The 21,706-nt window shown below is 63.4% G+C and carries 22 protein-coding genes; 5 read left to right on the plus strand and 17 right to left on the minus strand.

From position 1 onward, the window contains the following. Positions 1-7: 7 nt before the first annotated feature. The 14 genes from E5222_RS11605 to E5222_RS11670 form a co-directional block, all read right to left on the minus strand. Positions 8-886: an alpha/beta fold hydrolase gene (locus E5222_RS11605; RefSeq protein WP_136693967.1), complete on the minus strand. Its 879-nt coding sequence runs from the start codon at positions 884-886 to the stop codon at positions 8-10. Positions 887-1,081: 195 nt separating this feature from the next. Further along, complete coding sequence (fdhD, locus tag E5222_RS11610) at positions 1,082-1,855, minus strand: formate dehydrogenase accessory sulfurtransferase FdhD (protein WP_136693968.1); 774 nt, start codon at positions 1,853-1,855, stop codon at positions 1,082-1,084. 115 nt (positions 1,856-1,970) lie between these two features. Continuing rightward, positions 1,971-2,246: a formate dehydrogenase subunit delta gene (locus tag E5222_RS11615; RefSeq protein WP_246021734.1), complete on the minus strand. Its 276-nt coding sequence runs from the start codon at positions 2,244-2,246 to the stop codon at positions 1,971-1,973. Beyond that, positions 2,246-5,092 carry a formate dehydrogenase subunit alpha gene (gene fdhF / locus E5222_RS11620; protein ID WP_136693969.1) on the minus strand — a complete coding sequence of 949 codons (2,847 nt, stop codon included), beginning with the start codon at positions 5,090-5,092 and terminating at the stop codon, positions 2,246-2,248. The genes E5222_RS11615 and fdhF overlap by 1 nt, the downstream gene beginning before the upstream one ends. Beyond that, positions 5,092-5,625, minus strand: a complete 534-nt coding sequence (gene mobA / locus E5222_RS11625) for a molybdenum cofactor guanylyltransferase (RefSeq protein WP_136693970.1) — start codon at positions 5,623-5,625, stop codon at positions 5,092-5,094. Before mobA ends, fdhF begins: the two co-directional genes overlap by 1 nt. A gap of 126 nt (positions 5,626-5,751) precedes the next feature. After that, the gene (locus E5222_RS11630) at positions 5,752-7,311 is read right to left on the minus strand and encodes an NADH-ubiquinone oxidoreductase-F iron-sulfur binding region domain-containing protein (RefSeq protein ID WP_136693971.1); all 1,560 of its coding nucleotides are present in this window, start codon (positions 7,309-7,311) and stop codon (positions 5,752-5,754) included. Next, positions 7,308-7,736 carry an NAD(P)H-dependent oxidoreductase subunit E gene (locus tag E5222_RS11635; protein ID WP_136693972.1) on the minus strand — a complete coding sequence of 143 codons (429 nt, stop codon included), beginning with the start codon at positions 7,734-7,736 and terminating at the stop codon, positions 7,308-7,310. The genes E5222_RS11630 and E5222_RS11635 overlap by 4 nt, the downstream gene beginning before the upstream one ends. Positions 7,737-7,744: 8 nt before the next feature. Further along, on the minus strand, positions 7,745-8,584 hold the full coding sequence (gene fghA / locus E5222_RS11640; protein WP_136693973.1) for an S-formylglutathione hydrolase: 840 nt from the start codon (positions 8,582-8,584) through the stop codon (positions 7,745-7,747). A 10-nt stretch (positions 8,585-8,594) separates the two neighbouring features. After that, a complete protein-coding gene (locus E5222_RS11645) occupies positions 8,595-8,978 on the minus strand; it encodes a VOC family protein (protein WP_136693974.1) in 384 nt (127 codons plus the stop codon). A gap of 5 nt (positions 8,979-8,983) precedes the next feature. Further along, a complete protein-coding gene (locus tag E5222_RS11650) occupies positions 8,984-9,367 on the minus strand; it encodes a VOC family protein (protein ID WP_136694322.1) in 384 nt (127 codons plus the stop codon). A gap of 16 nt (positions 9,368-9,383) precedes the next feature. After that, complete coding sequence (locus E5222_RS11655) at positions 9,384-9,764, minus strand: VOC family protein (RefSeq protein WP_136693975.1); 381 nt, start codon at positions 9,762-9,764, stop codon at positions 9,384-9,386. Between the two features lie 154 nt (positions 9,765-9,918). Further along, complete coding sequence (locus E5222_RS11660; RefSeq protein WP_136693976.1) at positions 9,919-11,031, minus strand: S-(hydroxymethyl)glutathione dehydrogenase/class III alcohol dehydrogenase; 1,113 nt, start codon at positions 11,029-11,031, stop codon at positions 9,919-9,921. Positions 11,032-11,055: 24 nt separating this feature from the next. Then, positions 11,056-12,414, minus strand: a complete 1,359-nt coding sequence (locus E5222_RS11665; RefSeq protein WP_246021735.1) for an MFS transporter — start codon at positions 12,412-12,414, stop codon at positions 11,056-11,058. Positions 12,415-12,445: 31 nt separating this feature from the next. After that, positions 12,446-12,907 (minus strand): Saro_0803 family transcriptional regulator, encoded by a 462-nt coding sequence (locus E5222_RS11670; RefSeq protein WP_246021736.1) that lies wholly within the window; start codon positions 12,905-12,907, stop codon positions 12,446-12,448. A 97-nt stretch (positions 12,908-13,004) separates the two neighbouring features. On the opposite strand from E5222_RS11670, the gene E5222_RS11675 reads away from it, so the two are divergent. Then, complete coding sequence (locus E5222_RS11675; protein WP_136693977.1) at positions 13,005-14,492, plus strand: lignostilbene-alpha,beta-dioxygenase; 1,488 nt, start codon at positions 13,005-13,007, stop codon at positions 14,490-14,492. 71 nt (positions 14,493-14,563) lie between these two features. Here the strand turns inward: E5222_RS11675 and E5222_RS11680 are convergent, their stop codons facing one another. After that, complete coding sequence (locus E5222_RS11680; RefSeq protein WP_136693978.1) at positions 14,564-16,405, minus strand: HupA family protein; 1,842 nt, start codon at positions 16,403-16,405, stop codon at positions 14,564-14,566. 252 nt (positions 16,406-16,657) lie between these two features. Here E5222_RS11680 and E5222_RS16925 point away from each other — a divergent pair, with 252 nt between their 5' ends. Then, complete coding sequence (locus E5222_RS16925) at positions 16,658-16,768, plus strand: hypothetical protein (RefSeq protein ID WP_425456255.1); 111 nt, start codon at positions 16,658-16,660, stop codon at positions 16,766-16,768. Between the two features lie 177 nt (positions 16,769-16,945). On the opposite strand, the gene E5222_RS11685 is transcribed toward E5222_RS16925, so the two are convergent. Then, on the minus strand, positions 16,946-18,751 hold the full coding sequence (locus tag E5222_RS11685) for a DEAD/DEAH box helicase (RefSeq protein WP_136693979.1): 1,806 nt from the start codon (positions 18,749-18,751) through the stop codon (positions 16,946-16,948). Positions 18,752-18,846: 95 nt separating this feature from the next. Here E5222_RS11685 and E5222_RS11690 point away from each other — a divergent pair, with 95 nt between their 5' ends. Then, positions 18,847-19,629 carry an HAD-IIA family hydrolase gene (locus tag E5222_RS11690; RefSeq protein ID WP_136693980.1) on the plus strand — a complete coding sequence of 261 codons (783 nt, stop codon included), beginning with the start codon at positions 18,847-18,849 and terminating at the stop codon, positions 19,627-19,629. After that, positions 19,626-20,087, plus strand: coding sequence for a DUF3237 domain-containing protein (locus tag E5222_RS11695; protein WP_136693981.1), 462 nt, complete (start codon positions 19,626-19,628; stop codon positions 20,085-20,087). The genes E5222_RS11690 and E5222_RS11695 overlap by 4 nt, the downstream gene beginning before the upstream one ends. On the opposite strand, the gene E5222_RS11700 is transcribed toward E5222_RS11695, so the two are convergent. Continuing rightward, entirely contained in the window at positions 20,088-20,996 is a 909-nt protein-coding gene (locus E5222_RS11700) for a LysR family transcriptional regulator (protein ID WP_136693982.1), read from the minus strand. Positions 20,997-21,117: 121 nt separating this feature from the next. Between E5222_RS11700 and E5222_RS11705 the strand changes: the two genes are divergently transcribed. Then, positions 21,118-21,663, plus strand: coding sequence for a carboxymuconolactone decarboxylase family protein (locus E5222_RS11705; RefSeq protein WP_136693983.1), 546 nt, complete (start codon positions 21,118-21,120; stop codon positions 21,661-21,663). Positions 21,664-21,706: the final 43 nt, after the last annotated feature.

Genomic DNA, 21,706 nt, shown 5'->3' on the forward strand with positions numbered 1-21,706 from the left:
CCCTTTGTCAGGCCATTTCGGACTCGGCGCTTTCCTCTTCCGGAGAGGCGTCGCCTTCCTCCTCGATGAAGGCGAGAATATCGGCGTTGATGAGGTCAGGATGCGTCGACATGAGGCCATGCGACAATTCCTGATAGGTCTTGAGTGTGCCGTCCTGCAGCAGATCCACCGCCAGGGCAGCGCTGTTGGCATAAGGCACGATCTGGTCATCCTCGCTGTGGATCAGCAGCACCGGCACGTCGATCTGCTGCAGATCCTCGGTCAGGTCGGTTTCCGAGAAGACCTCGATGCAATCGTAATGCGCGCTGGCGCCGCCCATCATGCCTTGCCGCCACCAGTTGCGGATCAGGCCCTCGACCGGTTCCACGCCGGGCCGGTCGAAATTGTAGAACGGCCCCGACGCGACATCGAGGTAGAACTGCGCGCGATTGGCGAGGAGTGCTGCGCGGAAGCCGTCGAACACCTCGATCGGCAAGCCGCCGGGATTGGTGTCGCTTTTCACCATGACCGGGGTGATGGCCGAGATCAGCACCGCCTTTGCCACCCGGCCGGTTTCGGCGCGGGCAACATAGCGCGTGACTTCGCCACCGCCCGTCGAATGGCCGACATGGACCGCGCCTTCGAGATCCAGCTCGCGGGCAAGCTCGATCACGTCGGCCGCATAGGTATCCATATCGTTGCCAATGTCACTTTGGCTCGATCGGCCATGCCCCCGGCGATCATGGGCGATAACGCGATAGCCCTGTTCGCGGAAGAACAGCATCTGGCTGTCCCAGTCGTCGGAACTGAGCGGCCAGCCATGGTGGAACACGATGGGTTGCGCGTCTTGCGGCCCCCAATCCTTGTAGAAGATTTCGGTGCCGTCAGAGGTCGTGATGAATGGCATGCGATGATCCTTTCGCGATTATAGGAAGCCGGCCGGCAGGGCCGGTGCTGCTGTCTCGCGAAGGAGCCGTCTCCGGCCTTGCTATGTTTTATGTCGGGTGCCGAGAGCCGACTCGGTCGCTGGGACGAGTCGGATTTTACGCCTCTGCCGGGACCGGGTCATTCGGAAAGCGAGGCCGCTCGTCGCCTTTGCCGCTCAACTGACCCCACCGCTCACGCAAATCACGCTGTCGTCGCGCGCCAGGCACCACAGGCTGAGGTCCGCAGCCTCGGCGCGCTCCACAGCCATGCTGGTCGGGAGCGAGATGGTCACCAGCCGCGTCGCCCCTGCGTGCACGGCCTTTTCGACGATTTCGTAGGAGCAGCGGGCGCTGGAGAGGATGAAGCCGTTGGTTGGGTTCTGTCCCGCCTTGGCGAGCGCGCCGACCAGCTTGTCCATCGCATTGTGGCGGCCGACGTCCTCGCGCGCGTGGAGGATCGTGCCATCCACTGTGCAGAAGGCGGCAGCATGGGCCGCGCCGGTCTGCTTGGTCAGCGGCTGGTGATCGCGCAGCTTGGAAAGCGCGGCGAAGATCGCCTGCGGATCGAGCGCCTCATGCGCGGGTACCTTGGGCAGCGGCTTCGCCACCGCATCGAGGTTCTCGATCCCGCACAGCCCGCAGCTGCTCTCCGCGACGCGGGTGCGCACGCGTTCGGTCAGCTTTTCGATACCGAGGCCGGTCAGCTGCGCGCGGCAGATCCAGCCCTTTTCGACTTCGACCACGTCGAGATCGGTCACATCGGCGGGAGTGGCAGCGAGACCTTCCGTGAGGGCAAAGCCCAGCGCGAAATCGGCAAGGTCCGATGGCGTCGCCATCATCACCGCATAAGCGAGGCCGTTATATTCCAGCGCCACCGGGACTTCGGGCACCCACTCGCGCTGAACTTCGCCCACGGTGCCGTCGCGCGAATGCTGGGTTGCCTTGCTCATATCCCAAATCCGTTCGGGCTGAGCCTGTCGAAGCCCTGCTTTTCTTTCGGGCAGGCAGACACAAGGAAGGGCGGCCCTTCGACAAGCTCAGGGCGAACGGAGGTCAGGATAAGTCCTATCCCGCGTCCATATGCCCGACTTCGTCCACCTCGTTGAAATCGGTCGCGCCGGTCTGCGGGGCGGGATCCGCGCCCGCAGCCAGCTTGTCGATCGCCGCGGCGGCGATGGGCGAGAGCCGGGAGCGGTCGTCGGCGAAGATCTGCGCCTTCATTCGCGGGTCCCAGAACTTCTTGATGTGGTCGGCCGTGGCGAGCACCGCGTTATCGTGCCCGATGGCAGCGAAATTGACGGCGATCTGGTCGGCCATGCGGCGCAGCTTCGCGATGTCCATTACTCTGCAGGCTCCATGGTCTCGATCCGGCGCGCCATGGCGGTGAGGTCTGCATATTCCTCCTGCCATTCGCTCGGCCCGTTGGACGGGGTCACCTGCACCGCGGTCACCTTGTATTCGGGGCAGTTGGTCGCCCAGTCCGAATTGTCGGTAGTGACGACGTTCGCCTGCGTGTCCGGGTGGTGGAAGGTAGTGTAGACCACGCCCGGCGCCACGCGATCGGTGACAAGTACGCGCAGGGTCGTCTCACCCGCACGGCTGGCGAGGCGGGCGAAATCGTCCGTCTTCAGCCCGCGATTTTCCGCATCGGTCGGGTGGATTTCCAGCACATCCTCGTCATGCCAGACATTGTTGCCGGTGCGGCGGGTCTGCGCGCCGACATTGTACTGGCTGAGGATGCGGCCGGTGGTCAGAAGCAGCGGGAAGCGCGGACCGGTCTTCTCGTCGGTCGGCACATATTCGGTCACCACGAACTTGCCCTTGCCGCGCACGAAGCCGCCGACATGCATGACGGGCGAGCCCATCGGTGCCTTGTCGTTGACCGGCCATTGCAGCTGTTCGTTCGCATCGACGCGATCCCAGTTGAGGCCGGCAAAGCCCGGCGTCAGGCGGGCGATCTCGTCCAGCACCTGGCTGGCGTGGGTGTAGTTCCACTCGCAGCCGATGGCATTGGCGAGCAGCTGGGTGACTTCCCAGTCCTCATAGCCATTGGCCGGTTCCATCACCTTGCGAACGGGCTGCACGCGGCGTTCGGCATTGGTGAAGGTTCCGTACTTCTCAAGGAAGGTGGAGCCCGGCAGGAAGACATGCGCGTAATTCGCGGTCTCGTTCAGGAACAGGTCGTGGACGATCACGCAGTCCATCGCGGCAAGGCCGGCGGCGACGTGATGCGTGTCCGGATCGGACTGCAGGATGTCTTCGCCCTGGATGTAGATCGCCTTGAAGCTGCCATCGACGGCGGCATCGAGCATGTTGGGGATGCGCAGGCCGGGTTCCGGGTCCAGCGTCACGCCCCAATCCTTCTCGAACAGGCCGCGCACTTCGGGATCGGAGATGTGGCGATAGCCCGGCAGTTCGTGCGGGAAGCTGCCCATGTCGCAGGCGCCCTGCACGTTGTTCTGGCCGCGCAGCGGGTTCACGCCCACGCCTTCGCGGCCGATATTGCCGGTCACCATGGCAAGGTTGGCGATCGCCATCACGGTGGACGAACCCTGCGAATGCTCGGTCACGCCCAGGCCGTAATAGATCGCGCCATTGCCGCCGGTGGCGAAGAGGCGGGCTGCCTCGCGCACCGTCTCGGCGGGAACCTTGGTCACGGCTTCGAGGAATTCGGGCGAGTGCTTCTCGTCGGAAACGAAGCGGGCCCATTCGGCATATTCATCGGCGTCGCAACGTTCGGCGATGAAGTCCTCATCGGCGAGGCCTTCGGTCACGATGACATGTGCGATGCTGGTCAGCACGGCAACATTGGTGCCCGGCTGCAGCGGCAGGTGATGCGCGGCGTTGATATGCGGCGACTTCACCAGGTCGATCCGGCGCGGGTCGACCACGATCATCTTGGCCCCTTCGCGCAGGCGCTTCTTGATGCGGCTGCCGAAGACGGGGTGGGCGTCGGTCGGGTTCGCGCCGATCACCAGGAAGACATCGGTCTTGGTGGCGGAATCGAAGTTCTGCGTACCGGCGCTGGTGCCGAAAGTGGTCGACAGGCCATAGCCGGTCGGGCTGTGGCAGACGCGGGCGCAAGTATCGGTGTTGTTCGAACCGAAACCGGCACGGATCAGCTTCTGGACGAGGAAGGTTTCCTCATTCGTGCAGCGGCTGGAGGTGATGCCGCCCAGCGCGCGCGGGCCATGCTCGGCCTTGATCTTCTTGATGCGGTCGGCAGCGAAACCGATCGCTTCGTCCCAGCTGACTTCGCGCCAGGGTTGGTCGATGCTCTCGCGCACCATCGGCTTGGTGATGCGGTCCTTGTGATTGGCATAGCCCCAGGCGAAGCGGCCCTTCACGCAGGAATGGCCGTGGTTCGCCTTGCCATCCTTCCACGGCACCATGCGCACCAGCTGCTCGCCGCGCATTTCGGCGCGGAACGCACAGCCCACGCCGCAATAGGCGCAGGTGGTGATGACGGAGCGTTCGGGCTTGCCGATCGCCTTGACGCTCTTTTCCTGCAGCGTCGCGGTGGGGCAGGCCTGCACGCAGGCGCCGCAGCTGACGCATTCGGAGCTGAGGAAATCGTCCACGCCCTGGCCGGCACTGATCATGCTGGCAAAGCCGCGTCCGTCCACGGTCAGCGCGAAAGTGCCCTGCACCTCGTCACAGGCGCGCACGCAGCGGCTGCAGACGATGCACTTGGAAGCATCGAAATCGAAATAGGGGTTGGAGGTGTCCGTCGCCTCACCCAGGTGGTTGGCGCCTTCATAGCCATAGCGCACATCGCGCAGGCCGACATTGGCGGCCTGGTCCTGCAGCTCGCAATCATTGTTGGCCGAGCAGGTCAGGCAGTCCAGCGGGTGGTCGGAGATGTAGAGCTCCATCACGCCCTTGCGCAGCTTTTCGAGGCGCGGGGTCTGCGTCTTCACGTCCATGCCGGGGGCGACGGGAGTGGTGCAGCTTGCGGGCGTGCCGCGCGCACCTTCGATCTCGACCAGGCACAGGCGGCAGGAGCCGAAGGCCTTCACATTATCCGTAGCGCAGAGCTTGGGAATGTCGCCGCCGATTTCGGCAGCGGCGCGCATCACGGATGTGCCCGCAGGCACGGTGACTTTGCGGCCATCGATGGTGAGCGTGACCATCTCGTCCGATTCGACCTCAGGCGTGCCGAAGTCCTTCTGGCGTTCGTATCCCATTACTTCTGCTCCATCGCGGCGAGATCCGCCGGGGTGTTTATGTTTGCCGGTGTGGATGCGGCTGTGACCGCCCGTGCATCCACGGACTTTGCAAAGGCCAGCATCGAGTGGCGTCCTTCACTCTGGAGGATCGCCGCTACCGCATCCGCGGTTTCCACATTCCAATGGCCTATAACCGGCTGAGTTTCAAGATATGCCGGAGGTGGTGAAAGTTCTGACAACAAATCACTCGGCAGGGCGACAGAATCGACCCCGCAGGTGATGATACTGGAATATCCTTCACCCTGTGCGTGTCGCAGGCCTGCGGCAATACCGCCCAGGGGACCCATTCCGGCGCGCGGCCAGTCCGGGATGCAGCGAGTCGTTCCCGTTTCGCTTCCTTCCTTGCGCCCGGCGATCACGACCTTGTCGCACCAGGCGGACAGCGCCTCCACCGCGCGGGAAATGAGCGTGCGCCCGTCCAGCTCGGCAAGCGCCTTGTCGCTGCCGAAACGGGTGCTCAAGCCCCCTGCAAGGACGACGCCGAGGATCACAGTGTCGCTCCCCCAAACCCGTTCGCCCTGAGCTTGTCGAAGGGCCGCACTTCCTTCTGGCGCTGTGCCAAAAAGACAAGCGGTGCTTCGACAAGCTCAGCACGAACGGATGAAAGGGTCACCACGCTACTCCGCCGCGTCCAGCGCCTTTTCGACGGCTTCGGGATTGTTCACGAAGTCGCCGGGCCAGTGCTTCAGGGCGCTCATCACCGGATAGGGGGTGAAGCCGCCCAGCGCGCAGAGCGAGCCGAACTTCATCGTCTCGCACAGATCGGTCAGCAGGCCGATTTCCTCTTCGACGCTGCGGCCTTCATTCTTCTTCGCATTGTGCATTTGCGGGGCGAGCTCCAGCTCGTCACGCTTGCGGCCGCCGGTGCGGATGCGGTCGATGATCTCCTGACCACGGACCGAGCCGATGCGGCAGGGCGTGCACTTGCCGCAGCTTTCCGCTGCGCAGAATTCCATCGCGAAGCGGGCCATTTCGCCCATGTCGGCCGTATCGTCGAACACGGTGATACCGGCATGGCCGATCAGCGCATCGGCGGCGGCATAGGCTTCGTAGTCGAAGGGAATGTCGAACTGGTCGGGGTGGATATAGGCGCCCAGCGGACCGCCAACCTGCACCGCCTTGATCGGGCGGCCCGATGCGGTGCCGCCGCCAACCTTGTTCACCAGCTCGTCCAGCGTGATGCCGAAGGGAACCTCGTAAAGGCCACCATGCTTGATGTTGCCGGCCAGCTGCACGGGCATGGTGCCCTTGGACCGGCCCATGCCGCGTTCGGCATATTGCTTGGCGCCGCCTTCCATCAGGATATGCGGCACGGCGGCGAGGCTGAGCACGTTGTTGACCACGGTCGGACGGCCCATGAAGCCTTCCAGCGCGGGCAGCGGAGGCTTGGCGCGCACTTCGCCGCGCTTGCCTTCGAGCGAGTTCAGCAGCGAGGTTTCCTCACCGCAGACATAGGCGCCCGCACCCACGCGCACTTCGCATTTGAACGGCGCGATGATGTCCGCGCACAGCTTCAGCGCGGCATTCATCTTGCGGATCGCATCGGGATATTCGCTGCGCAGGTAGACATAGCCCTGGTCCGCACCCACGGCTTCGCCCGCGATCGCCATGCCTTCGATGAGGGCGAAGGGATCGCCTTCCATCGCCATGCGATCGGCGAAAGTGCCGCTATCGCCTTCGTCCGCATTGCAGACGATGTATTTCTGCGGGCCCGGTGCGCCGAGCACGGTCTTCCACTTGATGCCGGTCGGGAAGCCTGCACCGCCGCGGCCGCGCAGGCCGGATTCGGTGACTTCCTCGACGATCTTCTCGGGCCCGATCTGGCGCGCGCGCTTCAGGCCGCTCCAGCCGCCATGCGCTGCGTAGTCTTCGAGCGAGAGCGGACGGGTCTTTCCCGCGCGGGCGAAGGTCAGGCGCGTCTGCCCGGCGATGAATGGATGCTCCTCGATCACACCGATGGCCTTGTCGGAAGTACCGGCGAGGATCGCATCGACATCATCGAGCGTGGCGGGGCCGAAACCCTTGCCGTCGATCTCCACCAGCGGTTCGAGCCACTGCATGCCCCAGCTGGAGGTGCGGTGCACTTCGCAGCCCTTCGCCTCGAAGGCGGCGGCGAGCTTGTCGGCCCCACCGGCGCGGGCCAGCGCGTCGTCGGAAATCTTCACAATCTGGGTCATGCGTTGTCCACCAGCTTGGCAATCGACTGTTCGTCCAGCCGGATATGGAGGTCGTCACCCGTGCGCGCGGCGGGGCCGGCGCTGCACAGGCCGAGGCAATAGACGGTCGAGATCTTCACCCGCTCGCCGGCTGCGGCCTTCGCCTGTTCGATGATCTTTTCGACCCCGCGTGCCTTGCAGGCTTCCGCGCGGCAGACCTGCACCACCGGGCGCGGATCGGCTTCGGGCGAGTAGTCGTGATAGAAGCTGACCACGCCATGCACATCGGCGCGGGACAGGTTGAGCGCCTTGGCGATGATCGCTTCGGCTTCCACGTCGACGCAGCCGAATTCCTCCTGCACGTCATGCAGGATGGGCAGCAGCGGCCCCTCGCGCCCCTGGTGTTCGGCGATGATCTCGCCGATCTTCTGTTCTTTGGTGCTCATATTCTCTCTCAGGCTTTCAGCTTTGCAGCGTGCCAGGCGATGTGATCGGCCATGAAGGTCGAGATGAAAAAGTAGGAGTGGTCGTAGCCTTCGTGGAGGCGGATGGTCGCGTCCATACCGGCTTTGGTGACCGCTTCGTCGAGCAGGTGCGTCTTCAGCTGCTCTTCGAGGAAATTGTCGGCATGTCCCTGGTCCACCAGCAGGTCGGGCAGGCGGGCGCCATCCTCGATCAGCGCGCAGGCATCATATTCGCGCCAGGCGGCCTTGTCGGCGCCGATATAGCCGGTCAGCGCCTTCTCGCCCCAGGGGCAGTTCATCGGGCTGACGATCGGGGCGAAGGCGCTGGTCGACTTGTAGCGGCCCGGATTGCGCAGACTGATTGTCAGCGCGCCGTGCCCGCCCATCGAATGGCCGGTAATGCCCTGCCGCTCCATATCGACGGGGAAGTGCTTCGCGATGATCGCGGGAAGCTCTTCCTCGACATAGCGGCGCATATGGTAATGCTGCGACCACGGAGCCTCGGTCGCATTGACATAGAAGCCCGCGCCGGTGCCGAAATCATAGCCTTCGTCATCGGGCACATCGTCACCGCGCGGGGACGTGTCCGGGCAGACGAAGATGATGCCGTGTTCGGCGCAGGCCTTCCGGTACTCGCCCTTTTCCATGACATTGGCATGGGTGCAGGTGAGGCCGGAGAGGTAGAACAGCACGGGCAGCTTCGCCCCCGCCACATGGTCGGGGACGTAGACGGCGAAAGTCATCCCGGTGCCCGTCGCCTCGCTCTGGTGGGAGTAGACGCCCTGGCACCCGCCGAAAGCCTTTGCCTCGCTGACCGTTTCCAATGTCATTGCCGAACTCTCAATCCATCTTGTGCAGGGCGCACAGCTTGTGGCCGGTGGGATCGCGCAGGTATGCGAGATAGAGCTTCATGCCGCCGAAATCGCGCGGTCCGGGCGGGTCCTCGCAAGCCGTGCCGCCAGCGGCGAGGCCTGCCGCATGCCAAGCATCGCACTGTTCGGGGCTGTCCATCACCAGGCCGATCGTGTTGCCATTGGCGACCGAAGCCGGTTCGCCATTGAGCGGCTTGGTGACGATGAAGACATTGTCCTTATGCGTATAGCGCACGCGCGGCTTGACCGGGTCGGCCACGCCCTCTGGCGCGCCCACGGCGGTGAAGATCGCATCGTAGAAGGTCTTGGAAGCGGCAAGGTCGTCGCTGCCGACCATGTTGTGGCTGTACATGGCTGTTACTCTCCCAGATCTACCCAAAAGGCACAGAGCTTGTTGCCGGCGGGATCGCGCAGGTAGGCACCGACCATGGGCATCTCACCATAGTCGCGCGGACCGGGCGGGCCTTCGCAAGTGCCGCCATTGGCCAGGCCTGCCGCGTGCCAGGCATGTACCGCCTCCGCGCTTGGAGCAGCAAGCCCGATGGTGCCGCCATTGGCGTGGGTCGCGGCCTCTCCGTCGGCGGGTGGGCCGACCATGAACATGCCCGAGTCGTGAGTGCCATACATTGCGTGCGTGGCCTCGTGATGCTGGCCGGAAATGCCCAGCGCCGCAAAGGTCGCGTCGTAAAAGGCAATCGAGGCACGCGGATCGCTGCTGCCAACTCGCACATGGGTGAACATGGCCGGACCCATTGGCTTATGCGTTTTCGTTAGGGCAGAAGGCGCAGATCTTGTTGCCGTCCGGATCGCGCAGGTAAGCGCCATACATCTGGCCCGGCGCATTCTCGCGCACGCCCGGCGCACCTTCGTCACTGCCGCCATTGGCGAGGCCGGCGGCATGCCATGCATTCACCTGGTCATAGGAGCTGGCCTTGAGGCCCAGCGTCGCGCCGTTTGAGACGCTGGCCGCTTCGCCATTGGCAGGCTTGCCCACGGCCACCGCGCCGCCTTCATTGGCATAGACGGTCAGGTGCGGATATTCACCTGCGGGCGCTACGCCGAGCGCGTCCATGGTGGCGTTGTAGAATGCACGTGATTTTTCGACATCGTTGGTGCCCAGGAAGACGTGGTTCAGCATGGTGTGAAAGTTCCTCTCGATATGTCGTGCGCACTCGCCGCAAGGCCAGCCCGCGTGACTCGGTTTATCACATAGCCGAAAACTTCAGCCTTGTGAAAGATTGAATTGACCTGTCGCGGCGCATGCGACCGCTTTGGCCGCACGCGCCTGCCAATCAGTAAACGACGACCGAGCGGATCGACTTGCCCTCGTGCATCAGGTCGAAGGCGGTGTTGATCTCCTCGAGGCCCATCACGTGGGTGATCATCGGGTCGATCTCGATCTTTCCGGTCATGTACATGTCGACGATCTTGGGCACATCGGTGCGGCCCTTGGCGCCGCCGAATGCCGTGCCGCGCCAGTTGCGGCCGGTCACCAGCTGGAACGGGCGCGTGCTGATTTCCTTGCCCGCTTCGGCCACGCCGATGATGATGCTGGTGCCCCAGCCGCGATGGCAGGCTTCGAGCGCCGTACGCATCACTTCGGTATTGCCGGTGGCATCGAAAGTGTAGTCCGCGCCGCCATCGGTCATGGCTACGATCTTGGCGACCGTGTCTTCGCGGCTCATGCCCTTGGTGTTGAGGAATTCGGTCATGCCGAACTTGCGGCCCCATTCCTCGCGATCGGGATTGATGTCGACGCCGATGATCTTGTTCGCACCGGCCAGCCGCGCGCCCTGTATCACGTTGAGGCCGATGCCGCCGAGGCCGAACACCACGACATTGTCGCCCACCTGCACCTTGGCGGTGTTGGTGACGGCGCCCACGCCGGTGGTCACGCCGCAGCCGACATAGCAGGCGGACTGGAACGGCGCGTCCTCACGAATCTTGGCGACGGCGATTTCCGGCAGCACGGTGAAGTTCGAGAAGGTCGAACAGCCCATATAGTGGAAGATCGTCTGCCCCTTGTAGGAGAAGCGGCTGGTGCCATCGGGCATCAGGCCCTGGCCCTGCGTGCTGCGGATCGCGGTGCACAGGTTCGTCTTGCCCGACAGGCAGGACTTACACTGGCGGCATTCGGGCGTGTAGAGCGGGATCACGTGATCGTCCGGCTTCACGCTGGTGACGCCGGGGCCAACCTCGCGCACGATGCCCGCGCCTTCATGGCCCAGGATGCTGGGGAAGATGCCTTCGCTATCGAACCCGTCCAGCGTGTAGGCATCGGTGTGGCAGATGCCGGTGGCCATGATTTCCACCAGCACTTCGCCTTCCTTCGGCCCCTCCAGATCGACTTCCACGATCTCCAGCGGCTTCTTGGCTTCGAATGCTACGGCTGCACGGGTTTTCATTTCAGATATTCTCCCAGGATTGGATCAGGATGCAGCCTGCGCGTCTTCGGCAACGACATCGTCGCCTTCGCGCTCGGGCAGCATCAGGAACAGGATCAGCGAGGCCACCGAACCCATCGCCATGATGATGGAGACCGTCAGCAGCTCGTCATTGCCGAGGATCGTGAACAGCGCGCCGGCGATGATCGGGCTGCCTGCCGCGCCAAGGCGGCCGATACCCAGTACGAAGCCGGTGCCGGTGGCGCGGGCATAGGCAGGGAAGCCGCGCGCGAAGGCGGCATAATACCCGCTGATCGCGGCATTGGTGAAGAAGCCGGTCAGGATCGTCGCCCACTGCCAGCCATCCAGCGTCTCGCGCCCGAGGCCGAAGGCGGCCACGGCGACCGATCCGATCAGCAGCATCAGCGCGGTCGGCCACTTGATGCCGAGGCGCGCCATCACGAAGCCGAACAGCAGGCTGCCGAAGAAGCCGCCGACATTGGCCCAGGTGAGCACGGTGGCCGCCTCGCCCGGCGCATAGCCCGGCGGGTAGTCGGCCACGATCTGCACGGCGAATTTCAGGATGTAGTAGAAGGTGATCGTGTGGAACATGTAGCCGAAGGCCAGCAGCAGCGTGACCGGGCGCAGCTTCGGATTGGACAGGATGTCCGTCACCTTGGGCTTGGCCGCATCGGCAGCGGCGGCAGGCAAAGCCTCGATCGGCTGCTTGCCGAAGGCGCCCAGCGTCTTGTTGACGCCCGCCAGGTTGCCCTTCGAGGCGTGGAAGGCGGCCGTCTCCGGCACCACCAGCAGCATGACCGGGATCAGGGCCGCAGTCACGATCGCGCCGAAATCGAACACGGCGCGCCAGCCATAGGTCGGCAGCAGCCATTCGGAAGCGGCAACGCCGCCGATGATCGCGCCCAGCGGGTAGCCTGCGACATAGGCGGCGATGGCGGCCTTGCGCCATTTGGTATTGGTGCTCTCTGCCGTAACCGCATTGGTCGCGGCGAGCATGCCGCCAATGCCGATGCCTGTCAGGAAGCGGAAGCCGACCATCGGGGCCACGGAATCGGCGATACTGGCGAGGAACATGCCCAGTGCCATGGCGACCAGGCAGGCGAGCATGGTCATCTTGCGGCCGTATTTGTCGGCCGCGCCGCCCAGCAGGACAGAGCCGAAGCCCATGCCGACCAGTTCGGCGGAGAGTACGATGCCCAGCGCTGCGCGTTCGATACCCCATTCTGCGGAAATGCCAGGTGCGGCGAAGGCGCTCGACAGAACGTCAAACCCGTCCAGCGCGTTGAGCAGTACCATGAGGACCACGACGGCCCACTGGCGCACGCTCATCGGCGTCTCATTGATCACATTGATGGGGTTAGCCCCCCCGGAAGCTCCGGCCATTCTCTCGTCCTCTCCTGAATCTCCGGCGCCCTCAATCGTGGATTCGCGCCAGCATTTCCACCAGTTTTTCGATTTCAGCCTCGCTGAAGCGGCTTTTCAGCCAGCTTTCATGGCTTTCGATGCAACGCTTCGCTTCCTCCAGCACGGCCTCGCCCTCTTCCGTCAGGAACATTGCCTGCTTGCGCCCGTCGCTGCTTGATCTCTCACGCCGGAGCAGCCCGCGCTCCTCCAGCCGGTTGACGATGGTCATGGTGGTAGCGCGGTCCATCCTCAGGCGGCTCCCCACCTCGATCTGGGCGATTTCCGGGTGATCTCCGACCAGCCACAGGACCGAGACCTGCTTCTGCGTCAATCCAAGGTCGGCAAAGGTTTCGGTGAAATGGCGATAGACGGCACCATGCGCCAGGCGGATGTGGAAGCCCACGATTCCGTCCAGCGCGCCGATGTCCTCTTCATCCGCATCATTGCTTTCGATCAATGCAGGATCGCGCAAACCGGTGTCCTCATGCCCCCTAAAGCCCGTAATGGGCGGTCTTGCCAATTTGTTAGTAGAGCATACAATTTCGCGCAAGGAGAGGACTCGAACAATCATGGCGCATTTTCCCGACACACCCAATTTCACCGGATTCAACACCCCCAGCCGGATCGAGGCGGATATCGCCGACCTGCAGCATGAGGGGGAGATCCCGAAGGAACTCGACGGCGCCTTCTTCCGCGTGCAGCCCGATCCGCAATTCCCGCCCATGCTGGGGGACGACATCTCCTTCAACGGAGACGGGATGATCACCCGCTTCCACTTCCATGATGGCCAGTGCGATTTCCGCCAGCGCTGGGCGAAGACCGACAAGTGGAAGGCGGAGCACGCAGCGGGCCGCGGGTTGTTCGGCATGTATCGCAACCCGCTGACCGATGATGACAGCGTGAAGGGCATGATCCGCTCCACCGCCAACACCAATGCCTGGGTCTATGCCGGCAAGCTGTGGGCGATGAAGGAAGATTCGCCTGCCCTGATCATGGACCCGGTGACCATGGAGACGGAGGAGTTCGAGACCTTCGAAGGCGCGATGAAGAGCCAGACCTTCACCGCCCATCCCAAGATCGACCCGCACACCGGCAACATGGTCGCCATCGGCTATGCCGCGAGCGGCCTGTGCACCGATGACGTGTCCTACATGGAAGTGAACGCGGATGGCGATCTGGTGCGCGAGAAGTGGTTCAAGGTCCCCTACTACTGCATGATGCACGACTTCGCGATCACCGAGGATTACCTCGTGCTCCATATCGTGCCCTCCATCGGCAGCTGGGAACGGCTGGAACAGAAGAAGCCGCATTTCGGCTTCGACACCACCATGCCCGTCTATCTCGGCATCATCCCGCGCCGCGACGATTTGAAGAACGAGGACATTCGCTGGTTCAAGCGCGACAATTGCTTCGCCAGCCACACCATCAACGCCTGGCAGGAAGGCACCAAGGTCCATTTCGTGGTGCCCGAAGCGAAGAACAACATGTTCCCCTTCTTCCCAGATGTGCATGGCGAACCGTTCAACGGCATGGAAGCGATGAGCAAGCTCACCCGCTGGACCGTCGACATGGCCAGCAATGGCGAGGAATTCGACGAGATCGTCCAGCTCACCGAAACCGCGAGCGAGTTCCCCCGCATCGATGACCGCTTCACGGGCGTGAAGAACCGCTACACCTGGGGCCTCGAAATGGACATGAAGCGCCCCTGCGAGCTGAAAGGCGGCAGCGCGGGCGGCTTCCTGATGAACTGCCTGTTCCTGAAGGACCTCGAAAGCGGAGCCGAACAGCACTGGTGGTGCGGCCCCGTCTCATCGCTGCAGGAACCCTGCTTCGTGCCCCGTTCCAAGGACGCGCCGGAGGGCGACGGATGGATCGTCATGCTCTGCAACCGGCTGGAGGAACACCGCACCGACCTGCTGGTGTTCGACGCGCTCGATATCGAGAAGGGCCCGGTCGCGACCATCCAGTGCCCGATCCGCCTGCGCTTCGGCCTGCACGGCAACTTCGCCCGCAGCGAGGATATCGGGCTGAAGGCCGGGGAGCTGGAGGCGGCCTGAGGGGGCGCTGCTGAGCGGGCTGGACCCCGGAGCTCGGGGCCAGTCGGCCTCCGGAATCTAGGTTTCCTGCTTCAGTCTTCGATTGCGACAGCAACGCCGGTTATGGTCGTAGTCCCGATCGCGTTGGGAGGTCCGCGCAATATCGAGAACGGGGCCACGATCTCCGATCCATCCGGGCCGTAGAATACCGGGATTATGGTGTTCAGCGATTGCACACTTGCGCTGAGCGCAGTGGGATAATCGAAGTTTGCCGCATCCATGATACCGTTGGTAATGGTACTTGCAAATTCGAACGTTCCCAGATCGACGATAGTACCACCATCGTCGGCCTGCAGGTCGAGCATGCCCGAGTAGCTATCCGACGAAAAATTGACAACGAATGACGAAGTTCCGTCAACGTCGATAGCCAAGCCACTGCTATTGGTGGTAGTGCCGACCGCAATTCCGGAATAGCTAGCGCTGCCCGAACGAACATTCATATGCCCCTCGGGCGTATCGAAGCCATATGTGAAATATCGCCGTACCTGCTGCAAATAGTCGGAACCCGATATTTCCTGCTCAAGAATTCCGAAACTCGAATAGGTAAGTTGAACTTCCGGATTGGCTGTGCCTGGTTTGAAAATGCGGGCGGTCAGCGGCAGTCCGGCAGTTCCAAAAGCGGAAGTTGTTGTGGTTTCATAAACGTCATATGCGCCGTCGCTCGAAACAAGTTCGCCGGGTTCGATCGAAGCCACCAGCGCACCATCGAGTTGGACATTAATTGTGCCGTCTTGTTGGAAATGGATGCGTGTAAAAGGCCTTTCGGTGTAAGTATTTCCATAAAAGCCGCGAAAAGCAGGCGTCAGGTCGTCTTGGATGGTGCCGAGAGCCTCAGCGAGATAGCCGGATACAACCGTGTCGCCCTGAATATTTGTAAGGGCCAAGGTTCCTGCGCGAGATTGATTGTCGCGTTTGCCGGTAAACGCGCCATTGAGCACTGCTCCGGTACCAGTGCCACCGGAGAACGCCGCGCCGACTTCTTGCGCGGCAGGTCCGTAGAACTGACCGGAAACGTCTCCGCTCACGAAATCGCCATCAAGGTTTGTGTAGGTAAAGATACCGTCTAGCCGGCGATTGCTGGTCACGAATCCGTCCGCGTTGAACTTGAGGGAGCCACCGGACAAGTAGCCGTAATCCGCCAGGGGAAATTCGCCGAGCGTCGTACGAACGCGCCAAGCGCCGGTCCCGAAATCCAGTTCCAGCAGGCCGCTACCAGAAAGTGCGCGCGCTTCGGTGCCGACCACAGAGAGCGCGCCGAATATGTCGATCGTGTAAGACCCAAGTCCGGAAACCGGGACAGCGCTGGAACTGGCGGGGAAGCCGAAAACGAAGGTGTCGAACTCTGTCTCTTGCTGTACGCCGTTGAGAACATTGCGTTGCCAGTATCCGAGTGCAACATACTGGTTGGCAGAGTTCTGCGAGTAGCCACGCGTGGAGATCGTCAGGAACTCCGAACTATTGCCACTCTCCGTATAGTAGCGCGTGGTCCCTGGATACTCGCCCTGTTCGATGATGCCGGCGCTCGTGAAGGTCGACCCTTGCCCACCGAGCGAGACGGTATAGCCGTCCGTGCTCGCATCGTAGGAGATCGCCACCTTCCGATCTTCGACACTTGCCCCACCGACTTCCGCATCGATAACAGAAAGCGAGATGTCGCTGCCACTTGAAAGTGTCGAGAAGGCCTCGTCTGCAACCAGATTGCCGACGTTGGAATTGGTCGGTGTCGGCGTGGGCGCAGAGGTGGAAGTCGGACTTGGTGTGGGTGCAGCTGGCGGCGGCGGAGTGCTGGAGATACCTCCACCGCTACTGCCTCCACCGCATGCCGCAACAAGTGCTGCAGCCAACGAGGCGGCCAACAAATTGTCATATTTCATGAATTTGCTCCAGCGATACTGTCAAAACTATGAGGGCGACAACAGGGCGAGTCAACTAGTCCAAAATTGCGGAATTAATTCGCGAGCGCTTGCGCCGTGGACGATCAAAATAGTCTCAACAGATGATGGGGGTTGGCGTGATCCTGCCTGAGCGTAGAATTGGTCAAAGAGGCAATTGTTGATGATTTCTTCTATTGTGGGCCTCCTGCCTTGCCCTGTCCCTCCACATCCTGATCCACTATCGCCAGCCTCATGACAACAGATCGCGACCCGCCAGAATTCTGGCTCACCGACATGGATGGGGTCCTCGTGAAAGAGGGCGAGGCCATTCCCGGCGCTGCCGAATTCATTGCGAAGCTGTAGGAGAGGGAGCGCCGCTTCCTCGTCGTCACCAACAATTCCATCTACACGCAGCATCCCGGCAGACAGCGCAGCCGGTAATTGCGACGCCAGCGAGCTTTGCGCTGTCCAGTCATGGCCCTCGATCGTCCCCGATCCATACGTGGATTGCCGACAATCGATAGAGCTTGTTGACCTGCCTCAGCTCGGGCGGTGCGGTTTTCCTTTGGGCTTGTTTCCCTTGGGCTTGTGCGCGTGCGGCTTCCCGCCGCCGCCCTTCTTGCCCGGCCCCTTGGAACCCGGCCCCTTCTTGGCAAATCCCGGTTTCCCGGGACCCTTCTTGCCGGGGAAGCTCTTGCGCGGCTTGGCCTTGACGTGCTGGCGAGCAGGCCCGCGGGTTCGCTGTGGCGGCGGGGCTTCTGCGAGCGCGATGGCGATGTCGTCCTTGTCGCCAGCGTCGGCGGTGCGTGACAGGGCCTCGGCGAACTTGTCGGCATTTGCGCGCGGCACCTGGAAGAAGGTCTCGCCATCTGAGATGCGGATCGCACCGATCTCGCTTTTCGAAACATGCCCGCGGCGGCACAGCAGCGGCAGGATCCAGCGCGGATCGGCATTCTGGCGCCGCCCCACATCCATCTTGAACCACACGATATCCTCGAAACCGGGGCGATGTTCGCCCGGTGCCCGGCGCGGCTCTGCGCTGGCTTCGATCAGCTCTTCCGGCTGCGGCATGGCAGCGCGATGCGCGCGGACCAGCGCGGCGGCGATATCCTCGGGGCTGCGCTCCGCCAGCAGGCGAGCGCCGAGGGCGCGATCCTCATCGTCGATCTCTACCGGTGCGAGCAGCGCGGCAAGCGTGCGTTCGCGGTCCTGCGCGCGGATATCGTCCGGCGTGGGCGCGGCGATCCATTCGGCGTTGATCTTCGCGCCGCGCAACATTGATTCGACACGGCGGCGACGCGGATAGGGCACGAGCAGTACCGCAGTCCCCTTCTTGCCTGCGCGCCCGGTGCGGCCGGAGCGATGCTGCAGCGTCTCCGCATCGCGCGGCACTTCGACATGCACCACCAGCGACAGCGTGGGCAGGTCGATCCCGCGCGCGGCCACATCGGTGGCCACGCACACCCGTGCGCGCCCGTCGCGCAGCGCCTGCAGCGCCGCGTTGCGTTCGTTCTGGCTGTGCTCGCCCGAAAGCGCCACGGCCTGGAAGCCGCGTTCGGTCAGATTGGCGTGGAGGTGGCGGACCTTGTCGCGCGTGGCGCAAAACAGGATTGCGGTTTCCGCCTCGTGCAGGCGCAGCAAGTTGATGGCGGCATGTTCGATATCGGAAGGCGATACCGTGATGGCCTGGTAGGTAATATCACCGTGCCCGCGTTCCTTGCCCGCGGTCTCGATCCGCAGGGCATCGCGCTGGTAGCGTTTTGCCAGCGCGACGATCGGCTTGGGCATGGTGGCCGAGAACAGCAGCGTGCGCCGACCATCGGGCGTGGCATCGAGAATCTGCTCGAGCTCTTCGCGAAAGCCCATGTCGAGCATCTCGTCCGCCTCGTCGAGCACCGCTACGCGCAGGTTCGACAGTTGCAGCGCGCCGCGTTCGAGATGGTCGCGCAAGCGGCCCGGCGTGCCGACCACGATATGCGCACCGCGCGACAGTGCCCGGCGTTCCTTGCTCGCATCCATGCCGCCGACGCAGGTGGCAATGCGTCCGCCAGCCTTCTCGTACAGCCAGGCCAGTTCGCGGCTGACCTGCAATGCCAGCTCGCGCGTGGGGGCGATGATCAGGGCGAGCGGCTGGTCGGCCTGGGGCAGGGCGCCCTGGTCGAATAATTGCGCCGCCATGCCCAGCCCGAAGGCGACGGTCTTGCCCGAGCCGGTCTGTGCCGAGACGATCAGGTCGCGGCCATCGGCTTCGGGAGTGATAACGGCGTCCTGGACGGCGGTCAGCGCGTCAAAGCCGCGCGCGGCGAGCGCATCGGTGAGAGGCTGCGGGAGGTGATCAGTTTTCATGGATGGGGCGCCCTTGGGCTTCAAATGGCGAATGTACAAGGCGAATCCGTCCTTGGCCATTGCTTTCGGGATCGGCGGGCGGCACCTAGTCGGCCATGACAACAGATCGCGACCCGCCCGAATTCTGGCTCACCGACATGGATGGCGTCCTTGTGAAAGAGGGCGAAGCCATTCCCGGCGCTGCTGAATTCATTGCGAAATTGCAGGAGAAGAAGCGCCGCTTCCTCGTCCTCACCAACAATTCCATCTACACGCCGCGCGACCTTGCCGCGCGGCTGGAGCGGGCGGGGTTGAGCGTGCCCGAGCAATCGATCTGGACCAGCGCGCTGGCGACCGCGTCCTTCCTCGACACGCAGCATCCCGGCGGCTCCGCCTATGTGATCGGCGAGGCGGGGCTGACCACTGCCTTGCACGAGGTCGGCTACACCATGACCGATACCAATCCCGATTACGTGGTGATCGGGGAACTGCGCAGCTACTCCTTCGCGGCGATCACCAAGGCGATTCGCCTGGTGCTCGATGGCGCGCGTTTCATCGCCACCAATCCGGACGTCACCTCGCCATCGCCCGAAGGCCCGCTGCCTGCCACCGGCGCGGCCGCTGCGATGATCACCAAGGCGACGGGGGCCGAACCCTATTTCGTCGGCAAGCCGAACCCGATGATGTTCCGCAGTGCCATGAACCGCATCGATGCCCATGCCGCCTCCACCGCGATGATCGGGGACCGGATGGATACCGATATCGTCGCGGGGATCGAGGCGGGGCTCGACACCACTCTGGTGCTGACCGGCTCGACGAAGAAGGACGATGTGAAACGCTTCCCCTACCGCCCCAGCCGCGTGGTGGATTCGATTGCCGATGTGGTGGAGCTGGTATGATCAAGCCGGAGCTGGAATTCGTCTATGAGGCGGGCGGCGATCTGGAAGAGCCGCGCCAGATCGGCGAGACCTATGACGGGACGCGGCGGATCATCCCGATCATTGCTGGCGGTTATGTGAAGGGGCCGAAGATCTCCGGCAAGCTGATGGGCAATTCGGCGGACTGGCAGGTGACCCGGCATGACGGGGTGACCGTGGCCGATGCGATCTATGCGATCGAGACCGATGACGGCGAGATCATCCAGATCCGCAACAAGGGCCTGCGCCACGGCCCACCCGAAGTGATGCAGCGGCTGGTGATGGGCGAGGAGGTCGACCCTTCCGAATACTACTTCCGCACCGTGCCCGAATTCATCGCGGCCGACGGGCCCTATGACTGGCTCAATAAGTCGATCTTCATCTGCGCGGGCGCGCGCTATGCCAGTTCGATCAAGCTGTGGGTCTGGCGGGTGCTGTAATCAGGCGAAGGCCTCCAACCTGTCGCGCAGGCGCGGCGCGGCAAAGTCGATGAAGCGGCGCAGCTTGAGCGGCATCTGGCCGCGCGCCACATGCAGGATGTGAACCGGCGCAGGCTCGGGTTCGAAATCCTCCAGCACGATCTTCAACTCGCCCGCCTCGATCGCGGCCTCGGCCTGGTAGTGCAGCAGGCGGGTGAAACCCGTACCGGCACAGGCGGCCATCACCGAAGCATCGGCGGTGGTGACGGAGAGGCGCGGGGCCACCGGCACGTCGAAAGCCTTGCCGCTCGCCGGATCGCGGAATTGCCAGGCGGGGAAGGGCATGGGCGTATCGAAAGCGACGCAGGGCAGGTCGCGCAGGGCCTCCGGATGATCGGGCTCGCCATGCCGGGCAAGCAGTGAAGGGCTGGCGCAGACCACGGTGCGCATGGTGCCGATCCGCGTGGCGACCAGCCCGCTATCGGGCAGGCGGCCGATGCGCGTCGCCATGTCGATATGGTCCTCCACCAGGTGGATATTGCGGTCGGACAGCAGCATGCGGATGGTGATCTGGGGGAACTGGGCGAGGAAGTCGCTCACCACAGGCAGCAGGTGCAGCCGTCCGAAACAGAGCGGCGCGGTGATCGCCAGCTCACCCTTGGGAATGGTGTATTCGCCCGCAGCCTCCCGCTCCGCCTGTTCGACCTGTTCGAGGATGCGCCGCGCCGCCTCGACATAGGATTGCCCCGCATCGGTCAGCGAAAGCTGGCGCGTGGTGCGCAGCAGCAGCTTGGTGCCGAGCTTTGCTTCCAGCTCCGCGATCCGCCGGCTGACGGTCGAAACCGGCAGGCCCTTTTCGCGCGCCACCGCCGAGAAGCTGCCGAGTTCGACAGCCTGCAGCAGCAATTCCATCGCTTCGAGCCGGTCCATGATATTCCCGTAAATAGCAAAGATGATTTTCAGAAATAGCCGATTATCACAAGAAATGGGAAGCCCTATTTCCTTGCCTGCCGGGCCGGTGATGGCCCCAAAGCAAGCAGGAGAAGAATGAATGTCCCGCCTTTCCATTCCCACGCTGGATGATGCGCCCGAAGCCTCGAAGCCGATCCTCGAAGCGGTCAAGGGCCAGCTCGGCAGCGTGCCGAACATGTTCCGCCTGATCGCCAGCAGCCCCGCTGCGCTGACTGCCTATACCGGCGCCAATGCGGCGCTGTCGAAGACGCTCGACCTCAAGACCCGCGAGCGGATCGCGCTGGCCGTCGCGCAGGTCAATGGCTGTGGCTACTGCCTCTCGGCGCATAGCTATTTGGCGACCAACCTCGCCAAGATCGCTCCCGAAGAGGTCGAACTGGCGCGCAATGGCGGATCGCAGGATCCGCAGGCCCATGCCGCCGTGAACTTTGCCCGCAAGGTTGCCGAGGAGCGCGGCCATGTGAGCGAGGCCGACATCGCCGAAGTGCGCGCCGCCGGCTTCAGTGAGGCGCAGGTGGTCGAGATCGTCGCCCTCGTGGCCGAGAACACCTTCACCAATTACCTGAACGAAGTCGCCAAGACCGACATCGATTTCCCCGTCGTGCAGACCCAACTCGCTGCATGACGGCCCGGTGGGCCGGGGACGGTCCAGTCCCGACCCCCTGACC

It is taken from the genome of Alteraurantiacibacter aquimixticola (assembly GCF_004965515.1).
Lineage (GTDB): Bacteria > Pseudomonadota > Alphaproteobacteria > Sphingomonadales > Sphingomonadaceae > Alteraurantiacibacter > Alteraurantiacibacter aquimixticola.